Annotated in this window: 1 protein-coding gene; it reads left to right on the top strand. The window is 46.0% G+C overall.

Annotated elements, in window-relative coordinates:
• Window positions 1-10,170 (top strand): hypothetical protein (locus tag ACO0LD_RS31540; protein WP_423013464.1); only part of this gene is annotated, 10,170 nt, incomplete at both ends.

The following is a 10,170-nucleotide window of genomic DNA, read 5'->3' as shown; positions in this document are numbered from 1 at the left end:
CGACGCAGAACAAGAGTGCGCAGGTCAATAGCCAGTTGAGCGGACTCATCACCCAAAATCCGGCAGCGGATGCGGTCAGCTACAACTTCTACAATGCTGAGAACCAATTAATTGGAAGCGTTAATGCAGAAGGGTATGCGATTGACTATGCGTATGACAAAAATGGGAATGTATCTCAAAAGACAAACTACTCGATACAGCTGTTATCAGTGAGTCTGACGCAGACTTGGGAAAGTCTACGTCCCCAGAATGATATTTACAGGCAAGTATTGCAACAAAGCTATGATCAATTGGGACGTTTGGATACGACGACATTTCAAATTGGTGATGGTAATGGTGTAAATCGTATTAAGAAAACAAAAAATAAATACGATGATAAGACAGGTCAATTGTCTTCTACGGCTATTGTTGACGCCAGGGTAGCTCTGAAACGTGCTGCAAATACGGCCTATGACCAATATGGCCGAGTTATTGGTACCCTTGCAGGCAATGGCAGTGATTTGTTAGACTACACGTCAAATCCGACGACGATTGCTCAGATATGGAAAGACTACGGTGTTGCCTATACTTACGATAGTGCCAACCGCCGCACCAGTAGCATAGATCAAAACGGTCATCGTACTCTTTACTACTACGATCAGGCAGGACATCTGACTTTTACCGTCAATGCGATGGGAGAGGTGACAGAGCAGAATTATAACCATCTTGGACAACTGACAGACACGATTCAATATGCAAACCGTCTGACGAGTTTGAATGCACTGAATGGTGGTTTGCAGACTGCAGATTTTAATCAAAAAGTCCAGGCGATAGCGAATTCTGCTGACAACATCAGAACCAGCAATGCCTATGATCTGGATGGCCGCTTAGTCGCAGTGATTGATCCAAATAATCAGCTTACCCGCTATACCTATGATCAGTTTGGTCAACAGGTTAAGATCACTGACGTTAAACAAATTGATACTGAACTGCATTATGACAAACGCGGTTTAGTAACAGACACCATACGAGATGCAGCAAACCTGCATCAAACAGTACATACAGATTATGACGCGTTTGGCCGCGCCTGGCGTACCGTTGACGCAATGGGTAATGTCACACAGCAGAAATTGGATAAGCTGGGTCAGGTTGTGGAGGTGAAGGATGTCGCGAGTGGAAGTGCCACAAAAACAGCCTATGATGCGTTCAGCAGAGTATTGACGAAAATTGATGCGAAGGGAGCGGTAACTCAATTTGGCTATCAGTGGGGGCCACGCGTAATAGCCGTTACTACAACGTCTGCGGAAGGTGTTTTTTCAAATGTAGCATTTCTCCGAACTGGTGAGAAGGATTCTGAATCAAGTACTAATAGCGGAGTAAGCTATCTATATGATAAGGATGGGAATTTAATTGGCACATCTCGTTCAACCCCAAACGGAGGAACTTCCAAGACCAATATCTATGACAAGTCAGATCGTCTGACGCAAAGTACAGATGAAAACGGCAATATAACCACCTATACTTACGATGACGCCGATCGTCTTTTGACTAAAACGCTCAATATGACCAATGGTCAGCCATTGGTGACTAGCTACAAATACGATGCTTTTGGTCATCAAGTCGAGATTACGGATCCAGAGAATAGGACAACTAGGTTGGTGTTTGACCATAAAGGTCAGTTGCTGCAAAGTGTCAGTGATCCAAATGGCCTGAATTTAGTCACGGAATACAATTACGACGAAACAGGCAAAACTCTCAAGATTACTCAAAGGGGTAATGCTAATGTTGTCACATCAATACAAAGCTATACCTACGATGCGCTTGGTCGCCGGATAACAGAATCTCAAGATGGTGGCGTAACTATTAACCGACAATATCAATATGATGCCAACAATAATGTTATCAGCATCATTGATGCCCAGGGCCTTGCTAGTTTTTATGCTTACGACAGCCAGAATCGACAAATACTCAACATCAACGCAGCAGGTAACATAGTTCGAACTACCTATGATGCCAATGGACGTATCACTCAGGTGCGTCGCTACGCGTCGACAATTAATACCGCAAATATTAGTCGTCCTGCTGACAGTGCAACTTTATTGGCGCTGATTCCATCTTTGAATGTGAATGACCAAGTGTCTTATCGTTACTACGATAAAGACGGTCGCATGACTATCGAAGTCAGTGCAATCGGTGAAATCACTACTTACGCTTATGATGGAGAAGGGCATGTTGTTCGTAATACGAAAGTAGCAACCAAAATTACATTACCACCGCCTGCAGATTTCAGTTTAAGCTCCGTTCCCTTCAGCGCTCTCGATCTTGGTAACTCCTACTCTTATGATGTTGCCGGGCACCTTGGCTTTAAAATTGACACTAATGGTAGTGTCACCGGATATGTATATGACAAGGTAGGAAATCTGACGACGACGACGGTCTTTGTTAGCAAGTTAGGTGTCAATGATGTAGCTGTTGGCGCTAGGGCTGATGTTGTTAACCTATTGATGGATAGCAAAAAAAGTGCGGAAGACCGTGTTGAGCGCCGTGCTTATGATGAAGCCAATCGTCTAATTTACATTGTTGATGCACAAGGACATGTGAGTCAAAATGTTTATGTGGGACTGCATCTTGCTCAAACCGTTCAATATGGAGACACAATCGCAATCAATAGTAGTGATTCCAATACCATCAAGAATGCAATTGGCATAAATGCAGCTATACAAAGTATTGTTGGATTTACGTATGACAAACTTGGGCAATTATTGACCAAGTCGATTACTGACTCATCGGGCAAGACTCAAGTATATAGCTACAACAGTCTTGGTCAATTGCTTAGTTTTAAAGACGTTACAGGTGTCACCTGGACTTACACCTATGACACCCGGGGTCGTCGTAGTAGTGAATCGCTCGACGGCGGATTAACTATCAGCCGTAGCTATAAATATGACGCGAGCAATAACTTTATTAGCATTACAGACGCTCAAGGGAATGCTACACACTATGCCTATGACAATCAGAATCGCGAGATACTTAAAATCGATGCTGCTGGCATCGTTACCGGTACTGCATATGATGCCAACGGTCAAATAAGTCAAACATTAAGATATGCCAGCAATATTAATGGCGCAGCAATTGGCAATATAGCTGACAGCACAAGTCTGCTGACATTAGCTACTGGCCTGGTTGCAAAAGATGGTGAGGCCTATCGTTATTTTGATAAAGACGGTCATCAACTTGCTGAAGTCAATGCGCAAGGCGAAGTTACAAACAAAGTTTTTGATGTTGCCGGTAATTTAGCTCGCGCTACCCGGTATGCCAGCAAGATTGCAGTGCCACCATCAACTGATTTTAATCTCTCGCGAGTTCAAAACGATTTACTTGATTACATTGAATCATTCGCGTATGACGCGGCAGGTCGCTTAGGTTTCAAACTTAGCTCTGCCGGGGAAATTACCGGGTATCTGTATGATCAAACCGGGCAATTGGTTAACACAACACTTTATGCAAGTCGAATAAATCTGAAGGGACTGGCCTTAGGTATCAAAGCTGACGCCGTAGCTAGTTTGATTAATGGCAATGTCGATGTGCTTAGCAACACTGACGCACAAGGGAAAACTGAAAGCTATACCTATAATGCCCAACGTCAAAAGACAAGTTACATCAATAAAAATGGAGAAACTTGGACCTATAGTTACGACGCAGCAGGCGCACTTGAGAGAGTAACTAACACTTTAATAAATGGAGTAAGTACTACCTTTGATTATGGCGCTTACAGGAACGGTCAACAAAACCTGTCTTTGGTCAATATAGGTACTGGCAAAAATGGAGAGGTAACAGCAGTTGATCTGGCAACAGGCAATCTTGTGTTGCGGGATACCGATGCCTTGCTGTCAGGTCGCGGCGATGATGTGTCGATATTGAGGTCTTACAACAGCCAGGGGAAACTCCATGACGACAATGCTGATGCGTGGTGGCTCAATGGATACCGTCGCGTAGCAGCGCTGACTGGAGAGTTGAATAAAGTCGGCAGTTCTGTATATAGGGCCGGTCAGGATGGCACTGTCGTAAAATATAATTACGACAGTAACCGTCAATTGTATGTGGCAGCTCAGGGCAGCGGTAGCTTTGATACACTGAGCTGTGATGGTAGCAGCTGGACCTGGAAACAGGCGGGTAGCCAACGGACTGAAACCTATCAGGGCGGTAATGCTTACACCTGGAGGTTGGCGACAGCGAGCGATTTGAATGGCCAAACGACCACCTATAGCTACAGCGGTGATGTATTGTCCAGGATTACCAACGCCAATGGGGAAGCGGTAGAATTTGTTTATGCAGGCAATAATCTTACGCAAGAGCGTATTCTTGCTGCCGATGGCAAAGTCACCAGCAACACCAATTACCGATATGACGCCCAGAATCGACTGAGCCAGGTATTGCTCGACTTAAGTCCTGATGACGCCAGCATCGCCGATGGTAAAGTTTATGCGACAAGCTACACGTATGTAGGGATTGGCAATCTCATAGAAAGTATCACCCAGACCGACGGCAGCTCTCAAAAATTCAGCTACGCTCCAGTCAATGGCGAGTCCCGCATTGCCAGCATCACCGATGCCTATAATAACGTCACTAAATTCGATTACGACACCGTCAATCGCCAGACCAAAGTCACCGATGCCTTTGGCAATGTCAGCACCTATACCACTAACACCGACAAGCGTTTTGAGACCGTTATTGCGCCCGCAGCCAATGGCCAAACAGCGAACACCCGCTACACTTATGATGCAGCAGGCAATATAGCCAGCCTCACAGATGCGCAAAACAATGTCACCAGTTTTACCTATGATGCGTCTGGTAATCAGTTGACCAGAACAGACGCCCAAGGCAATCGTGTAGAAAATACTTACAACGGTAACAATGACCTGCTCACCAGCACCCTGTATAGCGCGCTGACAGCAGATGGAAAACAACTGAATGGCCCACAGACGACACGCTACGTCTATGACGCACAACATAACCTGCGCTTCCAGATCAACTCTACCGGCAATGTTAGTGAACGACGCTATGACAGCAATGGCCAAAAAATTGCAGAGCTCCACTTTACCGATGCCAAATATGGCAATGGCGTACTCAGCCCCAGCCTTGATCAGATGCAAAGCTGGAGCAGCTCACAGACGCAAGAAGCGACGAGCCGCACTGATTATGGCTATAACAGCCGCGGACAGGTCACCAGTATTACCACTTATAGCAAAGTCGGTAGTGATGGCCTGGGCATAAAAAATGGCACGGAAAGCATTACACAATATAGCTACGATGTCAGCGGTAAGCTCCTGTTTAGCATAGATGGCCAAAACAATCAGACCAGCTATACCTACGATGGTCTGGGGCGCGTATTGAGCACCACCGATGCCCTGCAAAAGACTAGTTACACCGAATACGATGACGCCAATCACAAAGTCATTCTACATAACGCCAGCGGTCGTATCGACACTCAACTGTTTGACAGCCGGGGTCATTTACTGAACAGCACTCTGGGTGGAGAGTTGACTACAGAATACCGCTATGATGCACTTGGTCGCCAGGTATATTCCAGAGATCCAAGTGGCGTAGAACAACTGCACATCTATGACGCTGCAGGTAATATCCAGGCAGATATTAACGGGCAAGGCGAAGTCACCCAATATGTCTATAACAGCCTGGGTCAAAAAATCCAGACCATTGCCCGCGCCAATGCCCTGACAGCCAGTCAATTCCAGCAGATCAAGGTACAGGTAGTGCAAGAAACTGCGGCGAATGCAACTGCCGCCATCGTCAATAATATCCCGGTCACTGCCAGCAGCAGCGACATGGTTAGCCGTACTTTGTACGATAGTCTTGGCCGTATAGGTAAAACAATCAGCCCGCTGGGTGAGGTGACTGAGTTTCAATACAACGCTGCAGGCAAACTGGTATCCACGGTCCAGCGTGTCAACACCCTCAATCCGTCTACGATAGGCATCAATGCCACGGCCCAGGATGTGACAGTAGCCGCTGACGCAGTCAATGACCGCATCAGCTACTGTTACTACGACCAGGATCAGAAACTCATAGGTAAAATTGACGCGGAAGGCGGCATTGTTGAATATCGCTATGACAACGCAGGACGCCTTAGAACCACCGTTGCCTACGCTACGAAAAATAAGAATGCCAAAGTAGATAGTAGATTTTCGAGCTTACTCGCTGCAAGCAGTGGTAAAGATGTAATCGACTTTTATTTTTATGATGCTAGTGACCGTATCATTGCGTACGTCAATCCGGAGGGAACGCCGACCGAGTACATATACGACCAGGCCGGACACGTAACGCAAAAGACCACCTATAACGGTGATCTCTCAGGAGGTTTTGGTTTGTCAGTGAGCTGGGATCGCGTGCGCCCGGATTATGTTGACCCCAATAGGCAAACCGTCACGCAAACTTTTGATAAATTAGGGCGGCTGGAAACCACTAACACGTTTATTGGTGAATATAGAAATGATAATTTCACTACAAAAACCAAAAACATTTTTGATGCTCAAACGGGTCTGTTGATTTCAAACGGCATCGTTGATAGCCGCGCTGCTTTGCGCCGTACTCAAGACACCGCTTATGACAAATTTGGAAGAGTTATTGCGACGGTGAAAGGAAATGGTAGCGAGCTGCTGCGCAATACGACTGATCCAGTGACGATCAGCCAGATTTGGAAAGATTATGGCACTGCTTACACCTACGATGCCGGTAATCGCCGCACCAGCAGCACAGATCAAAATGGTCATCGTACGTTATATTACTATGACAATGCAGGACATCTGACCTTCACCATTAATGCACTTGGTGAGGTGACAGAGCAGCGTTATAACCATTTGGGACAATTGACTGATAAGGTCCAGTATGCGACACGTCTGACAGGCTTAAGTGGTCTCTCAGGTGGATTGCAAACAGCCGATTTCACGCAAAAAATCCAGGCGATCGCTGACCAGACGAATGATATTCGTAGCAGTTATAGCTATGACCTCGATGGCCGTATGGTCACAATGACCGACGCGAATAATCAGCTCACGACATACACCTATGATCAATTTGGTGAACAGGTCAAAGTCACTGATGCCAAGCATATCGACACGGAGCTGCATTACGACAAACGCGGTGCAGTAACAGACACTATACGCGATACGGCCAACCTGCATCAGACAGTACACACTGACTATGATGCTTTTGGCCGTGCCTGGCGTACAGTGGATGCCATGGGCAATGTGACGCAGCAGCAGTTTGACCGATTAGGCCGTGTTGTTGAAGTCAAGGATATGGCAACTGGTAGTGCTACTACTTCAAAATACGATGCATTTGGTAGAATTTTTACACAAACGGATGCACTAGGGGTTCTTACAAGCTATTGGTATTTAGATTCAAGGAGTGGTGATCAAACGGCGATCGTTTCAGTAGCAGGCCAGGTCCGTGGACAAGTCTATATAAATCGCGTCGGGGATATCAGAGGGCATGATTATTCGGAGGTGAATAGTGACTTCATGACTTATGATTACGACGGTAATTTACTTACCCGTAATCATTCGGCAGTCAGTGGAATCAATACAACAGCGAATATCTACGACAAGTCTGATCGTCTGACGCAAAGCACAGACGAAAACGGCAACATCACCACTTATGCTTACGATGATGCTGATCGCCTGACCAGCAAAACCCTGGCCATGGCAGGTGGTCAAACCCTGGTCACCAGCTACAAATACGATGCTTTCGGCCGCCAGGTTCAAATCACTGATGCCGATAACAAAGTTACCAAACTGGTCTATGACCACAAAGGCCAATTGCTGCAAAGCATTGTTGACCCAGATGGTTTGCATCTTATAACCGAATACAGCTACGACGAGGCGGGAAAAACTCTCAAAGTTACGCAAAAGGGCAATGGCAGGGATGCTTCATTGGTACAAAGCTATACCTATGATGCTTTGGGCCGTCGCATTAGCGAATCATCAGATGATGGTATTACCACAAGCCGTAAGTACGCTTATGACGCCAACAACAATGTCATCAGTGTGATAGATGCGAACGGCAACGTCGCCCACTATGCATATGACAGCCAGAATCGCCAGGTAATCAGTATTGATGCTGCCGGTGGTGTGACTACCACGGCCTACGATCCTGATGGCCGTATCAGCCAGTTGCATCGTTATGCTGCCGCTATCAATACAGCTGGCATCGGTGTTGCTGCCGACAAAGCGGCCTTGAACGCCTTGATTCCAGCAGCCAGCGCGAATGATCAAATCTCTTATCGTTATTATGACAATGATGGACATTTGGCGGTTGAAGTTAATGCGCTTGGTAATGCAACAAGCTATACCTATGATCCTGAAGGTCATGTTGTTCGCAGTATTCAGTATGCGACTAAAATTACCGTGCCGCCGATGGCAGCATTGAGTATCTCTACATTGCCAATTGCAGTCCAGGACCAAGTTGAGTCTTACGCTTATGAGCCGACTGGTCGTATGGGCTTCAAGATCGCTGCAGATGGTGCAGTAACTGGATATGCATACGACAAAGTCGGTAATCTGACAGCTACTACAAGCTATGCTAATCACATCAATGTCCAAAGTGTTGCTCTAGGTGCCAGGGCTGACGCTGTTCTCAGCCTGATGAATAGCAAAAAGAGTGTTTTGGATCACACTGAACGTCGTGCTTATGATGAGGCTAATCGCCTGGTATATACGGTAGATGCACAAGGTTTGGTTACTCAAAATATCTATGATGGTTTGCATCTCAAGCAAACAGTGCAATATGCTAACGCCATTAGCGTTTCTGACAGCAATTATTCAACCATAAAAAATGCCATTAGCGCGGATGGAAGCAAGGACAAATTGACCAGCTATGTTTACGACAAAGCTGGTCGTCTAATAAGTGTTACAGATTATCAAGGGAAAACCGAAAGTTACACTTACAATAGCTTGGGTCAAAAGGCTAGTTATACCGATAAAAATGGCGTTGTCATTACTTATGCCTATGATAAAGCAGGTAATTTGCTTGCCCATAGTTTAAGTAATACTGATGTTCAAGGTAAGACAGAAACATACACATACAATAACCAAGGTCAAACGATTGGCTACGCCACAAAAGTTGGAGCAGTTTATTCCGCATACACTTACGATACGTCGAGTAATGTACTAACACAAACGACTGGAAAAATTGATGCGCAGGGAAATATTGAAAGTAAAACCTACGACAAAAATAACCAGTTATTGAGTACAACGGATAAAACCGGCAATGTGAGCAATTACGACAATGCGGGTCGTTTACAATCCTTTGTTGATACTCAAGGTAAAACAGAGACTTATACCTATAATGCGGTTGGTCAAATAGCCAATGTCACAAATAAGCAAGGCGAAGTCTCCACATATAATTACGATAGCGCTGGTACACTCAAAACCATTACAGCTGTAACTGCAAATGGCACAGTCGTCATTTTTGATGACAGTGTTTATGCGGCTAGCCAGCAAAATCTGTCCCTGCTAAATATAGTAGCAGGCAAGAATGGTGAGATAGCAGCAGTTAATCTGGCGACAGGTAATCTGGTGTTGCGAGATGCAGATGCTTTGCTGTCGGGACTTGGAAATGATATATCGATATTGAGGACGTACAACAGCCAAGGCAAGCTGAGTGACGACAATAGAGATGCGTGGTGGCTCAATGGCTATCGCCGTGTAGCGGCACTGAATGGAGAGTTGAACAAAGCCGGTAGTTCCGTCTATCGTGCTGGCCAGGATGGCAGCGTTGTCAAATACATTTATGATAGCACCCGCCAACTCTATGTCTCAACACAAGGCAGCGGTCAATTCGACACCCTAAGCAGCGACGGCACGACGTGGACGTGGACAGACACCGTTAGCCACCAGACAGAAACTTACCAGGGCAGTAATGGCACGTGGAAGTTAGCCAATGCTAGTGATGTAAGCGGCAACGTCACTACCTACAACTACAACGGCGAACTGCTGTCCAAGATCACCAACGCCAATGGTGAAACGGTTGAATTTATCTATACCGGTAACAACCTGTCCCAGGAACGCATCGTCGCCGCTGATGGCAAAGTCACCAGCAACACCCGTTATAGTTACGATACCCAGAACCGCCTCAGCCAGGTCCTGCTCGACCTGAGCCCGGAAGACGCCAGCA

The sequence above is a fragment of the Undibacterium sp. Ji83W genome (assembly GCF_049340385.1).
In the GTDB taxonomy this organism is placed as follows: Bacteria; Pseudomonadota; Gammaproteobacteria; order Burkholderiales; family Burkholderiaceae_D; genus Undibacterium.
The sequence above is the reverse complement of the archived record's forward strand: the minus strand, read 5'-3'. Positions and strand labels throughout refer to the sequence as shown.